A 24,242-nucleotide genomic window follows, 5' to 3' on the forward strand; every position below is an offset into this window, starting at 1 on the left:
GGATCATTTAATTCTGTAAATGCATTCGCATGTTCACGAGCCACAATAAATAACTCGAAACGATCTGTAAAACGCGGATCTTCTTCATTCTTTTTCGCAAGAGGAGAAATCTCCACTGGATGACCATAAATAAATGTAGGTTGAATTAAATGTTCTTCTACTTTTTGCTCGAAGAACTCATTAATAATATGACCAACTTCCATTGTATCCTTAATTTCTACACTATGCTCTTTTGCTAATGCACGAGCTTCTTCTACGCTCATCGGGCTCCAGAAATCCGCTCCAGAATATTGTTTGATTGCATCTACCATATGCAGCCTTGTCCACTCTGGCTCTAAGTTAATTTCATACTCACCATATTGAACTGTCGTTGTACCTAACACTTCTTTCGCAATATAAGCAACCATGTTTTCTGTTAGCTTCATGATATCTTTATAATCTGCATATGCTTCATATAATTCAATCATCGTAAATTCCGGATTATGACGAGTTGATACACCTTCATTACGGAATACACGACCAATTTCGTATACTTTCTCTAATCCACCCACAATTAGACGTTTTAAATGCAACTCAATTGCAATACGCATGTAGAATTCCATATCTAACGCATTATGGTGCGTAATAAACGGACGTGCAGATGCTCCGCCTGCAATAGCATGCAACATCGGTGTTTCTACTTCAAGATAACCATTGTTATCTAAATATCTTCTCATCTCTCGAATGATTTTACTGCGAGTTACAAACGTTTCACGACTCTCCATGCTCGTAATTAAATCTAAGTAACGTTGACGGTAACGTTGTTCAACGTCTTTTAATCCATGATATTTATCTGGAAGTGGACGCAGAGATTTCGTTAATAAAGTAAAGCCAGTTACCTTAACTGAAAGTTCTCCAACTTTTGTCTTAAATACTTTACCTTCAATTCCTACTAAATCACCTAAATCCGCTGTGTTAAATAGTTCGTACTGCTCATCACCAACCGCATCTTTACGAACGTAAATTTGAATTTGTCCATGTAAATCTTGAATATGCGCAAAACCAGCTTTTCCTTTACCGCGTTTTGTCATAATACGACCAGCTATAGAAACAGGGATTTCTTTCTCTTCTAATTCTTCTTTAGAAATTTCTCCGTACAAGCTTAATAATTCTTTTGTTGAGTGTGTACGTTCAAAACGTTTACCAAACGGATCCATTCCTTGTTCTCGTAAGTTATGTAGCTTCTCGCGACGAACGAGCAATTGGTCATTTAATTCTTCGTGGTTCATGTTATCCATAGTATTGATATCACTCCAGCTCTATTAAATTTTATAATATATATAGTATAGCATTTTCTATCCAACTAGAAAAACTGCCAGCAACAAGCTGGCAGTTTTTCTTAGACGTAATTATAGGTAGTGAGAAAAGGAATGTCAAACACCCTTTTAATCACCCTTATTATCCAACTTGAATGGATTTTTGTTTCGCTTCTACCTCTTCTACAAATGCTGTCAGTAAAGAGGCAAGGTCTGCACGAGTATTACAACTATTAATTTCATTACGCACTCTTGCATTACCACGAACACTCTTTAAATACCACGCAGCATGTTTACGCATTTCCCGAACTGCAATGTCTTCATTCTTCAAATCAATAAGACGATCTAAATGCAGCATACATACATCAATCTTTTCACGCACAGATGGCTCCGGCATTAATTCACCAGTTTCTAAATACTTTACTGTACGATAAATCATCCACGGATTACCAAGTGCTGCACGGCCAATCATTACACCGTCTACACCAACTTCATCTAACATGCGCTTTGCATCTTGCGGCGTTTCCACATCACCATTTCCGATAACAGGAATATTGACAGCTTGTTTTACTTGCTTAATGATATTCCAATCCGCTTTTCCTTCATACATTTGAACACGAGTACGACCGTGAACTGCGACCGCCTGACCACCTGCACGTTCAACCGCTTGAGCATTTTCAATCGCAAAAATGTGATCTTCATCCCAACCGATACGCATTTTTACTGTAACCGGCTTCTGAACTGCGTCTACTACCGCCGCTACCATTTCGTACACCTTATTCGGATCAAGCAGCCACTTTGCACCAGCATCGCATTTTGTAATTTTCGGTACCGGACAACCCATATTAATATCAATAATATCTGCCGTTGTATTTTTATCTACATATTTCGCTGCTTCTACAAGTGTTTCTTTCTCTCCACCAAAAATTTGCAGACTTAATGGCTTTTCTCTCTCATCAATATATAACATGTCCAGCGTTTTTTTGTTGTTAAATAAAATCGCCTTATCACTTACCATTTCCGCACATACTAATCCTGCACCAAATTCTTTAACCGTTAAACGGAATGCAGAATTACATACTCCTGCCATTGGCGCTAGCACAACCGGATTTTTCATTTCAATGTTTGCAATCTTTAACACTTGATTACCTTCCTTCGTTATTCCTATTGCGGCATCAATTCTTCTATCGAAACTTTCAATGTCTTCGCAACTTCTATAACAAAATCCTGAGACGGAACTCGATTCCCTCTCTCTACTTCACCTAAAACAGATACAGATACCCCTAATTCTTTCGCAAACCCTTCTTGTGTATAGCCTTTTAATTTACGAAAAGCGCGAATGCGTCTTCCCCATTTCTCTGCTTCCATACCGTTACTCCCTCTCGCCTTTTCATTTCTTCTACTTGTGAACGTGAAATGTTTCGGTTCATTTCTTGATTAATTTCCATCAATGGAACGATAACAAAAGCTCTTTCAAACATCCGCGGATGCGGAACAATAAGATTCTCTGCCTCAATATTTTCGTGATTATAAAGCAAAATGTCAAGGTCAATGGTACGAGGGCCCCATTTAATCTCCCTTTTTCTTCCTAGCTCATTCTCTACCCTTTGTGTTACCATCAATAATTCTTGAGGTAATAAATTGGTAGAAATTTTTATAACTAAATTTAAAAATTTCTCTTGTTCTATATACCCAACCGGATCTGTTTCATAAACAGATGATACATCCTCAACTTCAATAGCCGGATGCTTATGCAACAACTCTATCGCTTGCGATAAATACATATGGCGATTATCCATGTTTGAGCCCAAAGCAATATAAACTACATTATTCATGAGCGCCCTCTCTCAATCTCAACCGCCACCGCGCGGTAATGTCCCGGAATTGGCGGATCTGGCTTAATAACTTTTACAATGCAGTTCATAACGCAATCGTACCGTTCTAATATATCCCCCGCAATGTTTTCTGCAATACTTTCCAAAAGCTTATATGTTTTCTCTTCTACAACACTTCTGCATAACTCGTATAACTCTCCATAATTTACAGAATGCTTTAAGTCATCAGTTGTTCCTGCTCGCTTTAAATCTAACTCTACAGTTAAATCTACCTTAAATCGCTGCCCCAACTTATTTTCTTCAGGAAATACACCATGGTAACCATAGAACTCCATATCATGAACAAAAATTTTATCCAAATCTTTTACCCCCTTAACATAGCATCCATCATTTTTGCCATGCGGGACATCTCTTTCACATCATGCACACGCACAATTTCACAGCCTTTTTGAATGCCAAGACAAACTGTTGCACCTGTTCCTTCTAAACGTTCTTCCACTGGCAAGTCTAACGCATGACCAATAAATGATTTTCGAGATGTTCCGAGAAGGACTGGATATCCCAACAATTTTAATTGCTCTAGATTCCGCATCACTTCTAAGTTTTGCTCAAATGTTTTCGCAAATCCAATACCTGGATCTAAAATAATATTTTCATCTCGCACACCTGCACGTTTCGCAATTGTAACACTTTCATATAGGTCAGCAATCATATCTGCCATGAGATTTCGGTAGTTTGTATTATCACGATTATGCATTAAAATAATTGGCACATCGTAACGCGCCGCTACTTTTGCAATTTCCGGTTCTGCTTTCGCACCCCAAATGTCATTAATAATATGTGCTCCAGCTTCAATGGCTTGCTTTGCAACCTCTGCTTTATACGTGTCAATAGATATAGGTACATCTACCGCTTGCGATACAGCTCGAACCATCGGTAAAATGCGTCGTAACTCTTCTTCTTCTGATACTTTATCAAAACCAGGACGAGTAGACTCTCCCCCAATATCAATAATATGCGCCCCGTCAATTACCATCTCTTTCGCATGGCGGACAGCCGTTTCCACTTCATTGTAATTACCACCATCAGAGAAAGAGTCAGGTGTAACATTCAAGATCCCCATAATGAATGTCTTTTCATTTAAATTCAATACATATTTACCACACTGCATCTCATAAGACAATTGCATATTAACCATCTCCTCTTAACAACTCATTTCGGCTCCAAAGTCTTTCACGGTATGTTTCATATACACGTAAAAGCTGACTTGTAACAAGCCCTTCTTTACCTGGAAAATGGACTTCTCCAATGCAACAAAGGGGCACAATTTCCTGTATAGAATTCGTAACAAACACTTCATCGGCCGCAAATAACTCATCTTTTAAGAATAACCCCTCTTTTATCTCAAGCCCCAACATTTCAGCAGCAGCCAATATAAAAGCACGTGTAATTCCATTTAAAATTCCAGTCTGTAGTGATGGTGTATACAATATGCCATTTTTCACGAAGAAGATGTTCGAAACAATCCCTTCCGCAACATACCCTTCTTTCGTAAGAAAAATCCCTTCTTTCGCAGTTGTATTCCCAATCTCACGTTTCCCTAAAATATTATTTAAATAATGATGTGACTTTAAACGAAACTCTCCTTCTGGTGTATTACGAGTTTGCCTTAAAATTACCCCTTCTTTTTCCACTACATCTCCTGGAGCTTGTAAAGGCTTTATAAAAACGATAATAGAAGGCTCTTCGTAAATCTCCGTCTGCAATCCGATTTCGCCACTACCTGCAGACACATTCAAACGAACATATGCATTTTGCAAATGATTCCTTACAATTAACTCTTTTAAAATGCTTTTTACATCGTCTTTTGTCATTTCCCATGCAATATGCAACGACGAAAGAGCGGTCATAAGCCGCTCATAATGATCATCGAATAAGAAAGGATGTCCGTTGTAAATACGAAACGTCTCAAATACACCAAGACCATATAAATATCCATGATCGTACGGAGAAATTTTAGCTTCACTCGCCTCAACAAATGAACCGTTCACATAAATTAGCATGTAGCAGCACTCCGGCTATAATTACGAATGAAATTTTGCAACAATTCCTTACCATGAGAAGTCATAATAGATTCAGGATGAAACTGTACCCCTTCAATTGGTAATGTTTTATGACGAAGGGCCATAATTTCTCCTTCCTCTGTCCAAGATGTTACTTCCAGGCACTCTGGTAATGTTTCTTTTTTGACAATTAGAGAATGGTAACGCGTTGCTGTAAACGGATTGGGAATATCGGTAAAGATTGTTTTCTCATCATGATGCATTAAAGATGTTTTCCCATGCATGAAACGATCTGCACGAACAACATCTCCCCCAAACACTTGAGCAATCGATTGATGTCCTAAACAAACACCAAAAATCGGGATTTGTCCTGCAAAATGACGAATCACATCCATACTTACCCCAGCTTCATTCGGGCTGCACGGTCCTGGAGAAATCATTAAGAAGTCCGGCTGCATTTGTTCAATATCTTTAATTGTAATTTCGTCGTTACGCTTGACGATAAGTTCTTGTCCTAGCTCTCCAAGAAATTGCACTAAATTAAACGTAAAGGAATCATAGTTATCAATCATTAATATCATTTATCTCACCTAACCGTTTCTTCGCTACTTTCTTTTGCTCGCCATAAAGCTATCGCTTTCTTTAATGACTCTTTATACTCGTTTTTCGGATTAGAATCAATAACAATCCCTGCCCCTGCCTGTACATATGCTTGCCCATCTTTCGCAAGCAACGTACGAATGACAATATTTAATTCCATATCCCCTGAATAACCAATCCAACCAATTGAACCTGTATAAATACCACGGCGAACCGGCTCTAACTCTTCAATAATTTCCATCGTGCGAATTTTCGGTGCTCCGGTAATCGTTCCACCCGGAAATACAGCCTTTACACCATCAAAAGCATCTTTTCCTCGCTGCAATTGTCCGCGTACATTTGAAACGATGTGCATAACATGGGAATATTTCTCAATCACCATGAATTCATCTACTTCTACCGTTCCATACTCACAAACACGCCCTAAATCATTTCGCTCTAAATCAACAAGCATAACGTGTTCTGCACGCTCTTTTTCATTTTCAATTAACTCTTTTGCAAGTTCTTGATCTTCTTGCTCATCTTTCCCGCGAGAGCGCGTACCCGCAATTGGACGCGTACTCATTTCATTACCTTGTTTTTTAATCAACAACTCTGGTGAAGCACTTACAATTTGGAAATCTCCAAGTTCTAAATAACCCATGTATGGTGATGGATTAATTTCACGAAGCTTCGTATACACTTCCAACGGATGCGTTTGCAATGTTTTTTCTTGTCTTGTAGACAAATTTACTTGAAACACATCTCCCGCACCAATATACTCTTGAATTCTTTGAACAGCTTCCATAAACTCTTTTTCCGTAAAGGAAACTGCCTCTTTATTTATTTCAGGGCGAATAAACGGCATCGTCACTTCTGGCACTTCTTGTAACCAAAGCCCTTTTAATTCATTCAAATGTTGCTCAGCTTGTTTCTCATCATTTATATAATGTGTAATAATCCATAACACTTGTTCTTTTTGATCATAAACAAATACATCATCAAACAATAAGAAGAATATATCTGGTACATTCACATCATCTTCTGCAAGAGAAGGAATTTTCTCTATATAGCGGATGCAATCATAACTAAAATAACCAATCGCACCACCTTGAAACGGCGGATATGCGTCATTATGTTCCGTTTTCCATTGTTCCATATATCTTTGCATAAGGTGCAATGGATTCCCCTTTTCTATTGTTTCCTCTCCATTTTCCCATATATGCAAGGCTTCCTCTTTCCCACGAACGATCGCTACCGGATCAAGCCCAGCAATACTATAACGTCCTCCGCGACCACTTTCTAAAATGATATGATGAGGTTTATTTTGCGAAAGAAATTTATACTGTTTAAAAAAGTCTAACTGATACGGAACTGAAATAGCTAAAGATTTTCGTCGCTGCATACAAACACCTCGTTTTATTTTATCCCGCTCTAACGGACAGTAAGACCCCCACCCCAAAATTCAGAGAAAAGCAAAGAAGATAGGCGGGGGACAACTGTCCATAAAAGCCCGATTGGTTCAACTAACCATCAGTGGGGGAATGCCCTCCCACTGATGGAAGTTTCACTTTATCCCGCTCTAACGGTCGTTTAAAAACATTGAACCGTCCATATAAGCCCATTTAGTTCAACTAACACTTATTTTACATGAAGTTTTCTAGTCATTCACTCTTTTCCTATTTTCAAACGAAAAAAGAAAAAGCATCCCCCTTTCGAGGGATGCTTTTCATACATTAAGCTTATGATTCAAATTGATAAAGTGGCGTACTTAAGTAACGCTCACCATTACTTGGAATGATAACAAGTACTTTCTTTCCTTTTCCAAGTTTTTCCGCAACTTCTGCTGCTGCATAAATAGCTGCTCCAGAAGAAATACCCACTAAAATACCTTCTTCACGAGCTACCCTTCTTGCATATTCAAATGCTTGTTCTGTTTTCACCTGAATCACTTCATCATACACATCTGTATCTAACGTTCCAGGAACAAATCCAGCACCAATCCCTTGAATTTTATGAGGACCTGGTTTTCCACCCGATAGCACTGGGGAATCAGCAGGCTCTACTGCATAAATTTTAATATCTTTATAATTCTCTTTTAATACTTCACCAGCACCCGTAATCGTTCCGCCTGTACCAACTCCTGAAATGAATGCATCTAATTGATCACCCATCTGTTCCACAATTTCCGGACCTGTAGTTAAACGATGGATTTCTGGATTTGCATCGTTTTGAAACTGTTGAGGTATAAAGTAGCCATGTTCTTTTGATAACTCTGTTGCCTTGCGAATTGCACCGCCCATCCCTTCTGATCCTGGCGTTAACACTAATTCTGCTCCATAAGCACGCAATAAATTACGGCGTTCGACACTCATCGTTTCCGGCATAACCAGAATTGCCTTATATCCTTTGGCCGCCGCTACCATCGCTAAACCAATCCCAGTGTTTCCACTTGTCGGTTCAATAATTGTATCGCCTTCTTTTAATAACCCCTTTTTCTCAGCATCTTCAATCATCGCTAATGCAATTCGATCTTTTACACTGCTTCCAGGATTCATGAACTCTAGTTTTAAATAAATATCTGCACTGCCTTCTTCTACGATGCGGTTCAATTTAACAATTGGCGTTTTTCCAATTAAATCTGAAACCGATTGTGCCACTCGCATCTCCGTCACTCCTAACACCAAGTATTTTTATTGGATTTATATACATATTGTCAAAGAAAAGGTTATTTGTCAATCTATTTAGATGATTCTAAATAGATAAATAACCTTTTTCTCCCTTACAAACTTTCTATTAATTTTGTTATATCTTCCTTAGAAAAGTTATATCGTTCGTTACAAAAATGACAATGTACTTCTGTCTTTTCTTCTTCATCACGCACTTGCGTTAATTCTGTTTTCCCTAAACTCATTAATACACCTTCAATACGCTCACGAGAACATGTACAGCTAAATTGTACATCCATCGTCTCTAAAATTTTCACATTATCTTTGCCTAATAGCTCGTATAGCAACTCTTCTGGAGTTAAACCTTGTTCAATAAGCTTAGAAACAGGCGGAATTTTTTGCAGGCGCTCTTCAAGAACTGAAATTGTCTCTTCTTGCGCATCAGGCATGATTTGTAAAACAAATCCACCTGCAGCTAAAATACTATCATCGCCATTAACGAGAACTCCAACACCAACAGAAGACGGCGTTTGTTCAGAAACAGCGAAATAATACGTGAAATCTTCTCCTAATTCACCAGAAACAAGCGGAACTTGACCAATAAATGGTTCACGCATACCAATATCTTTAATAACCGTTAAAAAACCCTCTGTTCCTACAGCTTGATATACACGCAGCTTCCCTTGCTCTGTCGCTTCAAAGTCAACATGCGGATTCGTTACATAACCACGTACATCTCCATTCGCATGTGCGTCTACTAAAATCGGACCGAGAGGACCATTACCCTCTACTTTAATCGTAAGTTTCTGATTACCTTTAAGCATTGCACCCATCATTGTACCTGCCGTTAAAGAACGACCAAGTGCCGCAGAAGCAGTTCTCCATGTATCGTGACGTCTTTGCGCTTCACTCACCGTATTTGTTGTGTGCACGCTATAAGCACGAACTTCTCCATTAAACGCTAGCGCCTTTACTAAATAATCTTTCATTCGCATTTATTCACCTTTCTCGTGTTGTAAATTTGCATTACGCTCATATAACATATATAGACCTTTAAGCGTTAAAAATGGATCGACAATATCAATAACATTCGATTCCTCTGCAATCAATTTTGCTAATCCACCTGTCGCGATAACAGTCGGTTCTTGTTTAGCTTCTTCTTTCATCCGCTTTACAATACCTTCTACTTGTCCAACATAACCATATAAAATACCAGCTTGCATTGCACTTACTGTATTCTTTCCAATGATACTACTTGGTCTTGTGATTTCAATACGCGGTAGTTTCGCTGCTCTATTATATAAAGCTTCAGCTGAAATCATAATACCAGGTGTAATGACACCACCCATATACTGTTTATGTTCATCAATATAACAATATGTTGTCGCTGTTCCAAAGTCGACTATAATAAGCGGACTTCCATACAGTTGAATACCAGCTACCGCATTTACAATGCGGTCAGCACCTACTTCGCGCGGATTTTCATACTTAATATTTAAACCAGTTTTAATACCAGGCCCCACTACAAGAGGCTTAATTCTAAAATACTTTTCACACATACGCTCTAAAGCAAACATAATAGGCGGTACAACAGAAGAAATAATAATTCCTTTTATATCATGAAAAGCAATTCCTTCGTGTTCAAGTAATTGTTTCACGAGCATCCCATATTCATCTTCCGTTTTATGACGATCTGTTTCCATACGCCAATGTTGAAGAAGCTTACCATTTTCAAACACACCTAGTACTGCATTTGTATTCCCTACATCCAATACGAAAATCATATTCTCACCACTTATCTTATTTAATGTATATTTACACAATATGTACAAAACTTATAATCTCATCATACCATATTTATACACATGTTCAGCTTTCCTATCCTCACCATTTTACAAAAATCCATTTCCCTTTTTCAATTTATAAGTTCAATTACATAAAGCGAAACTTCCATCAGCGAGGGCTCTCCCCACCTATCTTCTTCGTTTTTCTCTCACGTTTAAGGTGAGGGGCTTACTGGGGTAACAAAGAAAAAAGGAGTGACAATTGTCACTCCTTCGTTTCTTCTTTATCTTCTGGCGCTTCATCTTCTTTTTTCATTGAGATGTTCACTTTTACATCACTTTCAGAAGATGTTTTACGCTCCGGTAATGTACCATGTTCATATAAATGATTGATTTGCTCTGCATCTAACGTTTCCACTTCAAGTAACGTTTTTGCGATAATATCAAGCTTATCACGGTTTTCAGTAAGAATTTGTTTTGCACGAGCATAACATTCTTTCATAATGCTTTGCATTTCCATATCAATTTCATGTGCAATTGCATCACTATAGTTTTGCTCAGAATGGAAGTCTCTTCCTAAGAATACTTGACCACCCTGTGAACTACCAAATTGCATTGGTCCAAGCTTATCACTCATACCGAATTCTGTTACCATGCGTCTAGCTATTCCTGTCGCACGTTGGAAGTCATTATGAGCGCCTGTACTTACTTCCCCAAATACAATTTCCTCAGCCACTCGTCCACCAAGGAGACCAGTAATTTTATCCAGCAATTCTGGTTTTGTCATGAAGTAACGATCTTCTTTCGGAAGCATTACTGCATATCCACCAGCTTGACCACGTGGCACAATTGTTACTTTATGAACTACATCTGCTTCATCAAGTACTACACCAATTACAGTATGTCCTGCTTCATGGAATGCAACGATATTGCGTTCTTTCTCAGAGATAACACGACTTTTCTTAGCCGGACCTGCAATAACGCGGTCAGTCGCTTCATCAATGTCACTCATATCAATTTTCTTCTTATCTTGTCGTGCTGCTACAAGAGCTGCTTCGTTTAATAAGTTTTCAAGATCAGCACCAGAGAAACCTGGTGTACGCGTTGCTATAGCACGTAAATCAATATTTTCATCAAGCGGTTTGTTGCGAGCGTGTACTTTAAGCACCGCTTCACGACCGTTTACATCCGGACGATCCACTGTAATTTGACGGTCAAAGCGTCCTGGACGTAATAACGCTGGGTCAAGAATATCAGGGCGGTTTGTTGCAGCAATGATAATAATGCCTTCATTTGCTCCGAAACCATCCATTTCTACAAGCAATTGGTTTAATGTTTGTTCACGCTCATCGTGACCACCACCAAGACCTGCCCCACGTTGACGACCTACCGCATCAATTTCATCAATGAAAATGATACAAGGTGCGTTTTTCTTTGCATTTTCAAATAAGTCACGCACACGAGAAGCACCGACACCGACGAACATCTCTACGAAGTCAGAACCACTAATAGAGAAGAACGGAACACCAGCTTCACCCGCAACAGCACGCGCGAGTAATGTTTTACCTGTCCCTGGAGGTCCAACTAATAAAACCCCCTTCGGAATACGAGCACCAACCTCCGCAAACTTACGAGGGTCTTTTAGGAACTCTACAACCTCAACAAGTTCTTGCTTCTCTTCATCCGCTCCAGCTACATCTCTAAAACGGACTTTTTTCTTATCATCATTGTATAACTTTGCCTTGCTTTTACCGAAGTTCATAACACGGCTACCACCGCCTTGCGCTTGGTTAAGTAGGAAGAAGAATAGAATGAAGATAATCACAAAAGGAATGATGGAAGTGAAGAATGTTACCCAAGCACTTGTTTCTTCTGCTGGTTGATATTTCACTTCTGTGCCTTGTGCTTTGTCATTGATTTTCTTTTGTAATTCTTCAGTATTAGGTGCATAAGTTACAAATTGTTGCCCTTGACTATCAGTACTGAATTGTCCTTTTACTTCAAATACACCATTTTTTGGTTGAAGTTGCACATTACGAACTTCACCCTTTTCAAGTTTAGCAATGAATTTATCGTAGCTAATTGGTTTTGTTTTTTGCGTTGAACCATTAAAATAACTCACAATACCAATTACCACTAAAAATATAAGTAAATAAAAGATGGTATTACGGAAGATCCGATTCATCCCTAACCTCCTCTCACAGCATACAAACTATAATAGTAAATAGTACCATAGAAAAACTTTCCTATCCAATTGTAAGCTTATATTATTAATTTGAATATACGCTTGGTTTTAATACACCAACATAAGGAAGGTTACGATATTGCTCCTTATAGTCTAATCCATATCCCACAACAAATTCATGTGGAACAGTAAATCCAACATAGTCTGCTTGAAGATCAACTTTTCGACCAGACGGCTTATCTAATAATGTTACAATCTTCACAGATTTTGCTTTACGATATTTAAACAAATCCACTAAGTAGCTTAATGTAAGACCACTATCGATAATATCTTCTACGATTAAAATGTCGCGTCCTTCTACAGAAGTATCTAGATCTTTTAAAATTTTCACTTCACCAGTTGAAACAGTAGAATGACCATAGCTAGATACAGCCATAAAATCCATTTCAAGATATGTATCTGTTCGCTTTAATAAATCCGCCATAAATGGCATTGCACCTTTTAATACACCGATTGCAAGAGGCACTGTATTTTTATAATCCTCTGCAAGAATTGCACCTAACTCTCTTACTTTGTCTTGTATTTGCTCTTCAGAAATTAATACTTTTTCAATATCTTGATTCATCATTTGATTATCCTCCTGGAAGACTCCTTGCTTTTGTAATGAATAATAATATATGTATCCTTATCTGCTTTTTCTTGCGAAATAGCAAATGCAGATCGTTTCAACAATGGAACCCAAATAATATTCCCACTGGCATCACAAACAATTGGCCAGTCCTCTCTTTTTTCCTTCGGTACTTTCGCTTCAATAAAAATGGACTTTATCTTCTTCGTACCATTCATACCTTGCATTGACATTCGATCCCCGTTTTCTCTGGAACGAACAATAAGTGGATATGCTATTTCATTATGTTTTGCAACAAACATCATATCATTCACCATATTAGGTACACAATTACTGATTTCCACTTCGAGCTCGTCACCATTTACTAATGTTATCTTTCCTGGTACTTGTAACTCGCGAGGAGAGAGCGTAACTTTTTCTTCTCCAAACCGGAAAATACATTCTTCATATGTACGAACAATCTCCAATCCATCAGGGAAATGAAGCACACCAGAAGGGTGGGCTCGTTTGAAAAACTCAATCACCTTGTCAATATGTACAGAAGAAAGCGAAGATGGAATCTTATATTCATAAAGATAGTTTAATATTAGTTGAATCCCTCTCCTTTGTAAAGGTATAGGCATAGATTCAAACGAAGGAATTGATAAGACAATTCTTTTTGGGTCTTTTTTCTTAATTATTTTATTCATTTTTTCAAATGCTAATTCCTGCAAATACGCTTCATCCTCTTGTATAAATGTACTAAAGGCTTGAAAACGTTCATGAACATGGGGATTCTCTTGCTTTAAATAAGGAAGAACGTGCTTCCGCAATCGATTCCTTGTATATGTTTCCTTTGTATTACTCGGGTCAATGCGAGGTTCAACATTCTTTCTCTTACAATAATCAAGAATCTCTTCTTTCGTTACTGCTAACAAAGGTCGGATCAAAAAACCTTTATTAAAAGCACGCTTTGCAAGAATTCCAGCATAGCCTTTCGAAGTACTTCCACGAATAAGACGCATTAAAATTGTCTCAATCTGATCATCACCATGATGACCAAGAGCTAAATACTGTGCATTATATTTACTCATTATTCTTTCCAAAAATGCATATCGACATTCTCTTGCTGCAACTTGTGCACTCATTCGGTTTTGTTTTTGATATCTCGTTACATCAATTTGCGTTGTTTCACAAGTAACATTAAGATTGTCACAAAGCTGTTTTACAAATTGTAAATCTTGCTGTGATTCCTCGCCGCGAAACATATGATCTACGTGAGCAACTACAATTTGCAACTTCTTCTCTTCACACTTCTTCAACAAATAAAAGAGAAGCGCTAAAGAATCTGGTCCTCCTGATACACCGACAACAACTGTAGAATGCGCTTCTAATAGATCATGCCTTTCTACAAAAGCATCTACCTTTTTAACAAATTCATCTTTCAATGCTGCAATCACCTTTCATTGAGCTAAAACGATAGCACACCTTAATTATAATGGTACAACTTTTACAAACTTTCTGCAAAACAAAGATGTATAAATTTCACAATTTATCTTACATATAAAGTGAAACTTTAATCAGTGGGGGTTTTCTTCATCCCCCACTGATTATTAGTCCTAACCAATCGGGCGTATGCCAGCAGTTTATCTCTCACCTAACTTCTTTAAAAAAGCGGAAGTGGCTCGTTCAGAATGTGAGGGGGGTAGAGCTTCTTCCTAAGAGGTGTTTTTTACCTCTTAGGAAGAAGCGAGGCCATCGAACATTCTAGCCACTAGAGCTGGACAATGCTTCATCGAACTTTGTGGTGGGAGTATTACTGCCCGCAAATAACGGGATAATTTTTTTCTTCGGATTCAAAAATAAGTAAAGTTAAACATACGAATATACAACAAACAGGGCTCAGGTATATTCCTGAGCCCTGTTTCCAATAGACAATAAGACACCTCCACTTCAAGATTATGGGAAATCGAAGGAGATAGCTGCTGACATGTACCCAATTGGTTCAACTAACCAGTAGGAATCCCCCTATTGATGGAAGCTTCACTTTATTGTGCTTGTTTACTAATAATAGGAATCGTTGCCCATTTCGGCATATTCTTTTTTATCTTCGCTACCACAATTGTCATATCATCATTAATATATCCATTGTCGGTGCGAATTACGTCCTCCATAATAATATCAGCAATCTCTTGCGGGTCTTCCGTTTCCAATTCTTTAATCTTCCGCTTCATCCATACTTCATGATTCTCTACATGTTTTGCACCTTCAAAAATTCCATCACTCATCATTACTAAAATATCACCGGATTTCAATTGTTCACCGACAACGTCCACTTCAAAATCTTCAATAATTCCCATCGGTAAATTACTTGCTTCTATTTTAAATACCTGATTGCCGCGTTTTATAAAACTCGGAGTAGAACCAATCTTTAAAAATTTAGCATTTGCATCACGTAAATCGATCATCGCTAAATCTAATGTTGTAAACATTTCTTCCGTCGTTCGCAATGAAAGAATGGAATTAATCGATTTAATCGCGATTTCCTCATCAATACCTGATTGTAATATTTTTTGCAGTAACTTAACCGTTTCTTTACTTTCCATATGCGCCCGCTTTCCATTTCCCATCCCATCGCTAATAGCAAGCGCATACTTCCCTACACTTAATTCCATCATGGCATAGGAATCACCAGATACAAATCCCCCACCTTTAGCCGCCGTAGCAAGCCCTGTATCTACAGAGAATGTTTTTGCTGAACCAAACGATATTGTACTGTAACCGTTCGGATATGCCGATTGTTCTTCATGTTTCACAACAACTGTTTCTCGTAAAATATCAGACAACATCGGAGCAACCAGCTTTTCGCATTCTCCATGCTGATTACATGCAGCAGGAATCAGCATTTCAATGTCAATGTTCCCTCGATCTAAGCAATAAATATCAACATGTTCAACCTCTACTCCGAAGTCCCGAAATGCTTGTAAAATTTGTTCCTCTTGTACTTGATGATTCTCCCTTTCCTTTTGAATCTCTTTAGAAAAATCCGCCATTACTTTCGAAACACCCATAAGTTGTTCCGCAACAATTCTACGATTATCTCGCATTTGTTTCCTTAGCTTTTGTCCTTCATAAAAATGCCCTAATTCACCTTCTATTAAACCTGTTACTTTTGTTCCTCTCACACAATATTTTTCAAAATCACGAAGCAGTTTACGATTATGCTGCAATGTACCTTCCTCTGTTTCATCCATAAGCTGCCTCATATAATCATATGTTTTATCAAAATTCACAACCCAGCATTGATCTTTCTTAAAGCATGTTTGACATGTCTTGGCAGTAATTGTACTTAAAAATAAATCCGTCTCCGTATCCTTATCCTCGTCTTCTACATATCCGTATACAGAAAAGCTATTAGATAACGCTTCAAACACATTTGCAAATTGATTAATTTTATTTGCCGTCACATCACGCATTCTTCGCAAATATTGCTGTTGGTCATTAGAATGTTCCTGTGTTCCCGGCATATACTTAGAAAGACGTTCAATAATGAATCTAGGCATTAATAAAAATAAAGCAATCGCTACACCCGACTCTAATAAAGTTGTCACAATACTTGTTTGTTTATCTACGTACAACGTAATTAAACTCGTACCGATTAACAAACCTAAACTTACACCTATCCGCCTTCCTTCTTTCAATAACCCACCTAACAACCCAGAAAATGCCAATAAACTCAATTGATATAAGCTCGCTACATTTGCTAAACTTAAAATTAGCCCTGTTACAACACCCACCGTAGAACCGGTTGCTGCTCCTGCCACAAAGGCAAACACCAATACTAAAAACCTCGTAAAAATATGCTGAACTGATAAATCATAAATAAACCAATCTGTTGTACCCGTTAGTACAGATGCCAGTAATATAATTAAACAAACAATTTCTTCTGTTTCTAATGATTGTTGTTTTCCTTTTCGTTCTATTAAAAGTGGAACGCTTTGCAAGAAAATCATCGTTAGTACGAAGCTTAATCCTGCTTCAATTGTACTAACTAGCAAATCGTACATACCAATTGCACCTTGTGCGAAATAGACAACGATAAGATGGGCCGTTAATGCAGAAATAAATACTTGAAATGGTACAAGTCCAATCGTCTTACTTGTGAAACGACTAAAGAAGATATTATAGATGAAGAATGTAAATATAGATGCAAAGGCAAAGAAGAAATTTTCTAATGAAACCGAAAACGCACCAGCCATTACGGCAAGAAATGCAAGAGCCATTTTATCGCGTTTCATCACATATACAGCAGCGAAAAACGGCAAAGCAAAAGGTAAAATGTTCGTTAAAATATATGCTCTTCCTAAAAGAAAACCAACCAACGCAACCACAAATCCCCATCGAAAGAAAATTTGTTCCAGTTTCAATCTTAATTTACTTGTCCACTTCACAGTTGTCATTTGCCCACGACCTATAGCAAGCGTACTAGAATTCGGATTGACAGTATTCCTTCCTGCTCTTGGCATATTTTGAACACCACCTGCATATTTTATTACTTGTAATTATAAAAGGCATTTTACGGAATTTTTGTCAAAATAACAGTTTGTAGTAAAATAATTGTTCGACCTTTTATACAAAATAGCACCATATATATACAGGCTTACACCTAAAGCCTTTATATAATGATGGAATTTTCAGAAAATAATAGTTGTTTTTGTAGAAGAAGCTCATACATTTACAATTCCTTAACACAAAAAAAGATCATGCATATTTGCATGATCTTTTCGTCTATGACCCGTACGGGATTCGAACCCGTGTTACCGCCGTGAAAGGGCGGTGTCTTAACCACTTGACCAACGGGCCGTCAAAAATATAGCGGCGGAGGGGATCGAACCCCCGACCTCACGGGTATGAACCGTACGCTCTAGCCAGCTGAGCTACACCGCCATGTCGTATTTAACGGACAATTAATATAATATCTTAAATATCATTTTAAGTCAACACGTTTTAAATATTTTTTATTCTTTTTTTCTACACACTGTTTTCACCATAAAAAAGCACCCTAAGTAAACACTCCGGGTGCTTCTCTTTATTTTAAAATAAACAGCAAGTTTTATCCGCGACGAGCGCCACGGCCGCCACGTTTTGACTCCGTATTACGCTTTAAAGAAGTTAAACGGTCTTCACTGTCTTTTAAAAAGCGAGCCATCTTTTGCTCAAATGTTTCTTTTTGGTTGCGGTTATCATTGCCACCACGGTTATCTCTGTTAAAAGAGCGATTACGCCCACCAGGGCGTCCAGCGCGTTGATTATCGCGTTGATTATCACGTTGCTCACCTTCTGCTCTTTCACGTTCTTTCGCTTTTTTAATAGATAAACCAATTTTACCGTCTTTCTCAACGTTAATAACTTTTACTTCTACTTGATCACCTACTTTTAAGTGATCATTAATATCTTTTACATAATTATCAGCAACTTCACTAATATGAACAAGACCTGTTAATCCTTCTGGCAGCTCTACAAAAGCCCCAAAATTCGTAATACCTGTTACTTTACCCTGTAACTTGCTGCCTACCTCGATTGACATAAAAAAAACGCTCCTCCTTAGTGGTTAAAAAGTCAAATTTTACTTCATTATATATAATCTTAAAATATAGTGTCAATACGACACCCACTACTTAGAAATAGGAAAAATTATCTCTTCAGGCTTTGAGAAGTAATAATCTCTTCTAGCAATCTCTAAAACGTAGTCCTCGTCATGTAACTTTTGGATCTCATCTTTCAGCTTCTTTTCTTTCGTCGTTAACGTATCTGTTTCTTTTTTTAGCTCTTTCACTTTTGCTTCTTTAGCATTAATCGAACTATTTTGTTTATAGAACGTCACACTGACACTTACAATAATTACAAAAGCAAACACGAAAAATAAAGCTAATCGACGATATACACGCTTCCTACTTTCGTTCGATTGTATTATATGTTCTTTAGCAGAAATTGGATTCTGTTCCGATACATATCTTTGCCTTAGTTCCCTCATTTTCGAGGTCCCCCTAACTTCTTTTTTATACGTTCCCAAATTAGAAATATATGCTTCTTCATTTTCTTGACATATTTCAAAAATCCTGCTTGTCTCTTTATAAAAATTTTAACACGGTTAGGGAGAAGTTTCCATATAACAAGGAAAACAAATCGAACAGGGATGAAAATAAATTTCCATATTAAACGTAATATTGCTATAATAAACCGCCACAATCCCATTCCAAATCCAACAAAAAAACGGAATAAAAATAACGCAAGAGCTATAATTAAGTGGATTAAAATTGTAACCGGCTTAACAAGAAATAATTGAAAAACACGAACACAAAAATAAAATGTTTGAACAAAAATGTGAATCAGCAAATTTAACACTTTCATGTACAATGACTTTAACAAACTTTGATATGCAGCAAACCCACAAAGCAATGCTAAAAATACGTACATACGTAACTCTGCTTCATTTACAAGCAATAGCACATAAAATACAAAAAGAGCTTGGACAATCCAAAATAAAATATCATAAATAAATACAAGCCAACGCTTTCGCTCTCTGCGCTTCAAAAAACGATGATACGTGTCTAAAGCCGCTCCAAGCGAAGCGCCCATCCCAATCATCGAAAGCATTGTATATAATTGAACAGTTAAGCTCATTTAAACAACTTGCTAAAGAATCCTTTAGCTTTCTCCCCTTGATGCTCATCAATGTAAGCCATCTCATATATTTTCCCTTTAATGGATACAAGCCCTTTTTCAACATCAAGGTTTTTCATTTGCAGATTTTGACCGCGTATTGTTAAAAATCCCATAACTGTTTCTAATAAAAATTCTTCGCTATCAAAACTTTCTACTTGCTTGACTCCTGTAATATCGAGAATGCGTCTTCCTCTCATTACGACATCATGTTCTACAGTAACATTTTGCTGATTAGAAGACGACATTGAATAACCTTTGTTCACGTCCATCCCCCCATAACTTTATACTAGTACCAATGTATGAGGAGACAATTTTTTTTAGAACAAACTATCTTCTGCTTTTACTTCAACTTTCTCTTCACGAACAATAGTGTATAAATTTGCAGCATCTTCTTTTTTTGTCGTTTCTTTTAATTCATTAATTTTCACAGTAACAATTTTTTGGCCGAAACGAATTGTTAATTCATCTTCTACCTTTACAGTTGAACTGGCTTTTGCAGCCTGGCCATTAATCATAATGCGGCCTTGATCCGCAACTTCTTTTGCTAACGTTCTTCTTTTGATAAGACGAGATACTTTTAGAAATTTATCTAAACGCATGACGACTCCCCCTTATTCGTTCTCTATTCGTTTTGCCTCTTCCCATAGTGCATCGAGCTCTTTTAAAGAAAGGTCTTTCATTTCTTTCTCCATACTAGCAACCTTTGCTTCCATGTATAAAAAACGACTCATAAATTTTTCATTTGTTTTATGAAGCGCTTCTTCTGGATTGATTTTATAGTAGCGAGCAATATTTACAAATGCAAATACTAAGTCACCAAATTCCGCTAACATCTTCTCTTCATCCATAGCTGTCACTTCACGTTGAAATTCTTCCCACTCTTCTCCCACTTTTTCCATCATCGGCTCGACATCATCCCAATCAAAACCAACTTTCGCTGCTTCTTTTTGGATTTCATAAGCGCGCATTAGTTGAGGTAAACTTTTAGGAATGCCTGATAAAATAGACTCTTTTATATTTCCTTTTTCCTGTTTCTTAATTTCCTCCCAATTCACAACAACATCAGCAGCAGTCTCTACATTAATATCTCCGAATACATGAGGATGACGACGTACCATTTTTTCAGACAACGTACGAATTACATCATCAATCGAAAACCAACCTTCATCTTCACCAATTTGTGCATGAAGCATCACCTGTAAAAGAACATCACCTAGCTCTTCAACAAGATGATCATCATCTTCCTCATCAATAGCCTCTAACACTTCATACGCTTCCTCAATTAAATATTTCTTTAACGATTGATGCGTTTGTTTTTTATCCCACGGACATCCATTTGGTCCGCGTAACTCTGCAATAATATTACGCAATACATCAAATTGCTGGTATAACGATTGTCGATTTAGTACAGGCGGCACGTACACACTCGTTAAATTGTTAAGCTCTGCCTCATGATCTAATAAATAAAGCGGTACTTTTTTCACTTGTTCAAACGACGTTCCAGCTGCAGTTACAATATATACTTCATAATCATCTGGAAGCATTTCCATTAATGTTAGTTTGACTTCAGATGCAATAAATGCATCGTACACTTGGCAAAAAATCAAGTGCTGACGAAGCTCTAATTGTCCTCGTTCGAATGACGTTGCATCAATCAACTGAAATCCTTCAATTGGATCAATTTTCAAACTTGCAAACATTGGATCTAAAAAGCTTTGTCCACCTTCAATACGTACATCAATATTCTCTTGTTCCCCTTTTTGTAACAAAAGCTGTACAGTACGTTCTGCCACAAGTGGATGCCCTGGAACTGCATATAAAACATCAGCATCCTTAGCTTTTTCAATCAATGTGTTAGAAATTGTTTCATATACTTCATCAAACGTATCATACGCTTCATATATATCGTCAAAAGATGTGTATAATACACCTTCTTTCTCAAGTTCTGTTATAACTGGATGCTCTTTTGTTCGAACATACATATGCACTGCTTCTTTCACTTTGCGATATACGCCCATTGTAAGCTGATCTAATTCACCAGCCCCTAATCCCAAAATTGTAATTGTTCTTCTCATAACGCCCACCTCTATCCACTCTTCTTCAACGAACTTTGTACTTTTTCATGTTTCATAACTGCACCAAGTTCCTTTGCTGTAAATACACGCAGCTTTAAAATTAAAAATACATATAGTAAACCACCAACACTCACACCTAGCAAAGCTTGAATCATCGCGATTTCTCTATGTTCCTCGTTAACTTGCACGCCAAACCATTCAAACATATACGTAAATCCAGCAAGCACTAATACCATGCCTAACACTCCGATTGTCACACCTATGATAGTTCTTCTCTGCATAAGCGGCTCATTAACAACTCGAATCAACAATACGCTATTCAATAAAGCAATGCACAGCAACGCAATTACAGTGGCAATCGCTGCGCCGATCACACCAAAATGTGGAATGAACATATAATTGAATAATAATTTTACACATGCACCAATCACAACAAACATAGCTGGTTTTACTGTTTGTCCTACTCCTTGCAAAATAGATGCAGTGGTAATCGCTAATGAACTAAATAAGATAGAAATAGATAAAATCCCCAGCACGCCAGAACCATCGTCATTTGCAAATAGCATAATATTTGTTGGACGAATAATGCTCGCGAGTCCTAACGATGCAGCAAGCCCAATTACAAATGTAATTTTAATTGCTAGCTGTACTTTTTCGCGAATAAATGCATAATCTCCTCTCTCTTTTGCAGCTGTAATCATCGGAATTAAAGAAAGTGAAAATGAGGTTGTCACGACCGTCCCAAGCTGCATAAGAGGAATGCTGCGATCGTATATACCCTTTAACATTTTTGCTATTTCTACTGGTTCCCCATTCTGAACAAGTAAGCTATACAGTGAAACAGAATCTGCCATTTGTATAAAAATTAACACTAAGTTACTAACGCAAATCGCAATTCCTTGCCAAAACAACGTACCAATAATTCTCTTTTTATTATAAATTCCTTTAAAACCTTGCAGAAAAATGGAACGAAAGTCTTTTCGTAAATATAAAAACAATACAATCACACCAATAAAACTGCCTGCTATAGAACCAAACATAGCGCCTGCTCCTACCGTATACAAATCAAACCCCTTTTTTATAAGGAATAATGATAAAAATACAATAATGGATACACGAATAGTCTGTTCTATTACTTGTGATATAGCTGTTGGTATCATATTCCCAAATCCTTGAAAATAACCACGCGCTACAGAGAGAAAAGGCATTAATAAAAAAGAGAATGCAATAACACGAATTAACTTATCCAAATGAGCATCTCCCATTAAAGACGCTATTGTATGCGCGCCAAAAAACAACACAATACAACCCATGCTCCCAATAGCTAATAAAAACCAAAAAGAAACACATATAACGGACTCTGCTTCTTTATGTTCTCCTCGTTCTAGGCGTTCTGCAATCATTTTTGAAATAATGATTGGGAAACCATATGTCGCTAAAATTAAACAAAACCCGTAAAACGGGTAAATTTGCTGATAAATATAAAATCCAATATCACCAGCTATATTTTGATATGGAATACGGTAAAAAGCGCTTAATACTTTTGTAACAAAGCTTGCAATTGTTAATATAATCGCGCCGCGCCAAAAAGCGTGATACTTCTTCGTCTCCATGACCATGCAATCTCCCTTTTTCTATACTCATCCTACGTATTATATCACAAAGAAAAAAGCAGCTTGCGACATTAAAAGTTATCACGTAAAAAAGGTAGCAAAATGCTACCTTTACAAAAATATATAATTTCATTTCAACAGGCGGTATGTTTAAATGTATCACAAAGCACGGCCGCCTGTATGAGCCCAATTTGCGGACTAACTATCAGTAAGAAGACGTCACTTTATTGCTCCATCTGCTTCGCTAGAAAGCTTGCTGCTGTATCAACAGCTTTGTGTTCTACATCACTAATGATTGCTTCTTTTGAAAAAATAATAACAGCTCCAATTGGATCACCATTTGCGATAATTGGACCAATTGTATAAGATTGTACCTTTTCTGTTACTCCATCGATAATGGAAATTTCACTTTCATCCGTCATTACGACGGATTTGCGTTCTTCCATTGCTTTCTCAATTAAATCGCCAACACTTTTATTTAAGTATTCTTTTTTTGACACGCCAGCGACAGCAATAATTGAATCTCGGTCACAAACAAGGATGTTATGTCCTAAGCTATCATATAAAGCATCTGCATACTCTTTAGCAAAATCACTTAACTCGCTAATTGGAGAATATTTCTTTAAAATAACTTCCCCATCGCGATCCACGAAAATTTCTAATGGATCGCCTTCCCGAATACGGAGAGTTCTGCGAATTTCTTTCGGGATAACAACCCTTCCTAAATCATCAATTCGACGTACAATTCCAGTTGCTTTCATTCTAATGCTGCCTCACTTTCTACTGATGATAAAAGTCGTGATTTTACCTG

Annotated in this window: 24 protein-coding genes and 2 tRNA genes (1 of these 26 running past the window's edge); all 26 read right to left on the reverse strand. The window is 37.4% G+C overall.

All coding sequences use genetic code 11. The annotated features are described in order from the left end of the window. Nucleotides 1–1,277 carry the 5' portion of a lysine--tRNA ligase gene (lysS, locus tag AB1279_RS23745; RefSeq protein WP_429761216.1) on the reverse strand. It extends 223 nt beyond the left edge of the window, so only the first 1,277 of its 1,500 coding nucleotides appear in the window; it begins with the start codon at nt 1,275–1,277; the stop codon falls past the left edge of the window. Nucleotides 1,278–1,437: 160 nt separating this feature from the next. Next, nucleotides 1,438–2,436 carry a tRNA dihydrouridine synthase DusB gene (gene dusB, locus AB1279_RS23750; protein WP_429752840.1) on the reverse strand — a complete coding sequence of 333 codons (999 nt, stop codon included), beginning with the start codon at nt 2,434–2,436 and terminating at the stop codon, nt 1,438–1,440. A gap of 23 nt (nt 2,437–2,459) precedes the next feature. Next, a complete protein-coding gene (locus AB1279_RS23755; RefSeq protein WP_429752841.1) occupies nt 2,460–2,663 on the reverse strand; it encodes a helix-turn-helix domain-containing protein in 204 nt (67 codons plus the stop codon). Further along, nucleotides 2,615–3,130 (reverse strand): 2-amino-4-hydroxy-6-hydroxymethyldihydropteridine diphosphokinase, encoded by a 516-nt coding sequence (gene folK, locus AB1279_RS23760; protein ID WP_429761217.1) that lies wholly within the window; start codon nt 3,128–3,130, stop codon nt 2,615–2,617. Before folK ends, AB1279_RS23755 begins: the two co-directional genes overlap by 49 nt. Beyond that, complete coding sequence (gene folB, locus AB1279_RS23765) at nt 3,127–3,489, reverse strand: dihydroneopterin aldolase (protein WP_429752843.1); 363 nt, start codon at nt 3,487–3,489, stop codon at nt 3,127–3,129. The genes folK and folB overlap by 4 nt, the downstream gene beginning before the upstream one ends. Before the next feature lie 5 nt (nt 3,490–3,494). Continuing rightward, the gene (gene folP / locus AB1279_RS23770; protein WP_429752844.1) at nt 3,495–4,319 is read right to left on the reverse strand and encodes a dihydropteroate synthase; all 825 of its coding nucleotides are present in this window, start codon (nt 4,317–4,319) and stop codon (nt 3,495–3,497) included. A 1-nt stretch (nt 4,320) separates the two neighbouring features. After that, a complete protein-coding gene (pabC, locus tag AB1279_RS23775) occupies nt 4,321–5,193 on the reverse strand; it encodes an aminodeoxychorismate lyase (protein WP_429761219.1) in 873 nt (290 codons plus the stop codon). Further along, a complete protein-coding gene (gene pabA, locus AB1279_RS23780; protein WP_429752846.1) occupies nt 5,187–5,774 on the reverse strand; it encodes an aminodeoxychorismate/anthranilate synthase component II in 588 nt (195 codons plus the stop codon). Before pabA ends, pabC begins: the two co-directional genes overlap by 7 nt. 5 nt (nt 5,775–5,779) lie before the next feature. After that, nucleotides 5,780–7,177, reverse strand: coding sequence for an anthranilate synthase component I (gene trpE / locus AB1279_RS23785; protein ID WP_429752847.1), 1,398 nt, complete (start codon nt 7,175–7,177; stop codon nt 5,780–5,782). Nucleotides 7,178–7,514: 337 nt separating this feature from the next. Further along, entirely contained in the window at nt 7,515–8,438 is a 924-nt protein-coding gene (gene cysK / locus AB1279_RS23790; RefSeq protein WP_429752848.1) for a cysteine synthase A, read from the reverse strand. 116 nt (nt 8,439–8,554) lie between these two features. Beyond that, complete coding sequence (hslO, locus tag AB1279_RS23795; protein WP_429761220.1) at nt 8,555–9,430, reverse strand: Hsp33 family molecular chaperone HslO; 876 nt, start codon at nt 9,428–9,430, stop codon at nt 8,555–8,557. A 6-nt stretch (nt 9,431–9,436) separates the two neighbouring features. Beyond that, complete coding sequence (locus AB1279_RS23800; RefSeq protein ID WP_429761221.1) at nt 9,437–10,225, reverse strand: type III pantothenate kinase; 789 nt, start codon at nt 10,223–10,225, stop codon at nt 9,437–9,439. A 265-nt stretch (nt 10,226–10,490) separates the two neighbouring features. Beyond that, nucleotides 10,491–12,410, reverse strand: coding sequence for an ATP-dependent zinc metalloprotease FtsH (ftsH, locus tag AB1279_RS23805; protein WP_429761222.1), 1,920 nt, complete (start codon nt 12,408–12,410; stop codon nt 10,491–10,493). Between the two features lie 85 nt (nt 12,411–12,495). Beyond that, entirely contained in the window at nt 12,496–13,038 is a 543-nt protein-coding gene (gene hpt / locus AB1279_RS23810) for a hypoxanthine phosphoribosyltransferase (protein WP_098304960.1), read from the reverse strand. Then, the gene (tilS, locus tag AB1279_RS23815) at nt 13,035–14,465 is read right to left on the reverse strand and encodes a tRNA lysidine(34) synthetase TilS (protein ID WP_429761224.1); all 1,431 of its coding nucleotides are present in this window, start codon (nt 14,463–14,465) and stop codon (nt 13,035–13,037) included. Before tilS ends, hpt begins: the two co-directional genes overlap by 4 nt. Before the next feature lie 600 nt (nt 14,466–15,065). Next, nucleotides 15,066–17,543, reverse strand: coding sequence for a stage II sporulation protein E (gene spoIIE / locus AB1279_RS23820; RefSeq protein ID WP_429761225.1), 2,478 nt, complete (start codon nt 17,541–17,543; stop codon nt 15,066–15,068). A 265-nt stretch (nt 17,544–17,808) separates the two neighbouring features. After that, nucleotides 17,809–17,880: transfer RNA gene (locus AB1279_RS23825), tRNA-Glu, on the reverse strand. Between the two features lie 10 nt (nt 17,881–17,890). Continuing rightward, a tRNA-Met gene (locus AB1279_RS23830) sits at nt 17,891–17,964 on the reverse strand. Between the two features lie 166 nt (nt 17,965–18,130). Continuing rightward, the gene (locus tag AB1279_RS23835) at nt 18,131–18,604 is read right to left on the reverse strand and encodes a S1 domain-containing RNA-binding protein (RefSeq protein ID WP_377881087.1); all 474 of its coding nucleotides are present in this window, start codon (nt 18,602–18,604) and stop codon (nt 18,131–18,133) included. A gap of 87 nt (nt 18,605–18,691) precedes the next feature. Continuing rightward, nucleotides 18,692–19,051: a cell division protein DivIC gene (gene divIC / locus AB1279_RS23840; RefSeq protein WP_429752854.1), complete on the reverse strand. Its 360-nt coding sequence runs from the start codon at nt 19,049–19,051 to the stop codon at nt 18,692–18,694. Beyond that, nucleotides 19,048–19,701: a spore cortex biosynthesis protein YabQ gene (gene yabQ, locus AB1279_RS23845; RefSeq protein WP_429761227.1), complete on the reverse strand. Its 654-nt coding sequence runs from the start codon at nt 19,699–19,701 to the stop codon at nt 19,048–19,050. Before yabQ ends, divIC begins: the two co-directional genes overlap by 4 nt. Next, entirely contained in the window at nt 19,698–20,006 is a 309-nt protein-coding gene (gene yabP, locus AB1279_RS23850) for a sporulation protein YabP (protein ID WP_098304970.1), read from the reverse strand. Before yabP ends, yabQ begins: the two co-directional genes overlap by 4 nt. 54 nt (nt 20,007–20,060) lie before the next feature. Then, a complete protein-coding gene (locus AB1279_RS23855; RefSeq protein ID WP_429713362.1) occupies nt 20,061–20,342 on the reverse strand; it encodes an RNA-binding S4 domain-containing protein in 282 nt (93 codons plus the stop codon). 12 nt (nt 20,343–20,354) lie between these two features. Continuing rightward, nucleotides 20,355–21,818 (reverse strand): nucleoside triphosphate pyrophosphohydrolase, encoded by a 1,464-nt coding sequence (mazG, locus tag AB1279_RS23860; protein WP_429761228.1) that lies wholly within the window; start codon nt 21,816–21,818, stop codon nt 20,355–20,357. A gap of 11 nt (nt 21,819–21,829) precedes the next feature. Beyond that, a complete protein-coding gene (locus AB1279_RS23865) occupies nt 21,830–23,431 on the reverse strand; it encodes a putative polysaccharide biosynthesis protein (protein WP_429761229.1) in 1,602 nt (533 codons plus the stop codon). A gap of 224 nt (nt 23,432–23,655) precedes the next feature. Further along, the gene (gene spoVT / locus AB1279_RS23870) at nt 23,656–24,192 is read right to left on the reverse strand and encodes a stage V sporulation protein T (protein ID WP_429761231.1); all 537 of its coding nucleotides are present in this window, start codon (nt 24,190–24,192) and stop codon (nt 23,656–23,658) included. Between the last annotated feature and the right edge of the window lie 50 nt (nt 24,193–24,242).

Source organism: Bacillus sp. S14(2024) (genome assembly GCF_050473785.1).
GTDB classification, from domain to species: Bacteria; Bacillota; Bacilli; order Bacillales; family Bacillaceae_G; genus Bacillus_A; species Bacillus_A yunxiaonensis.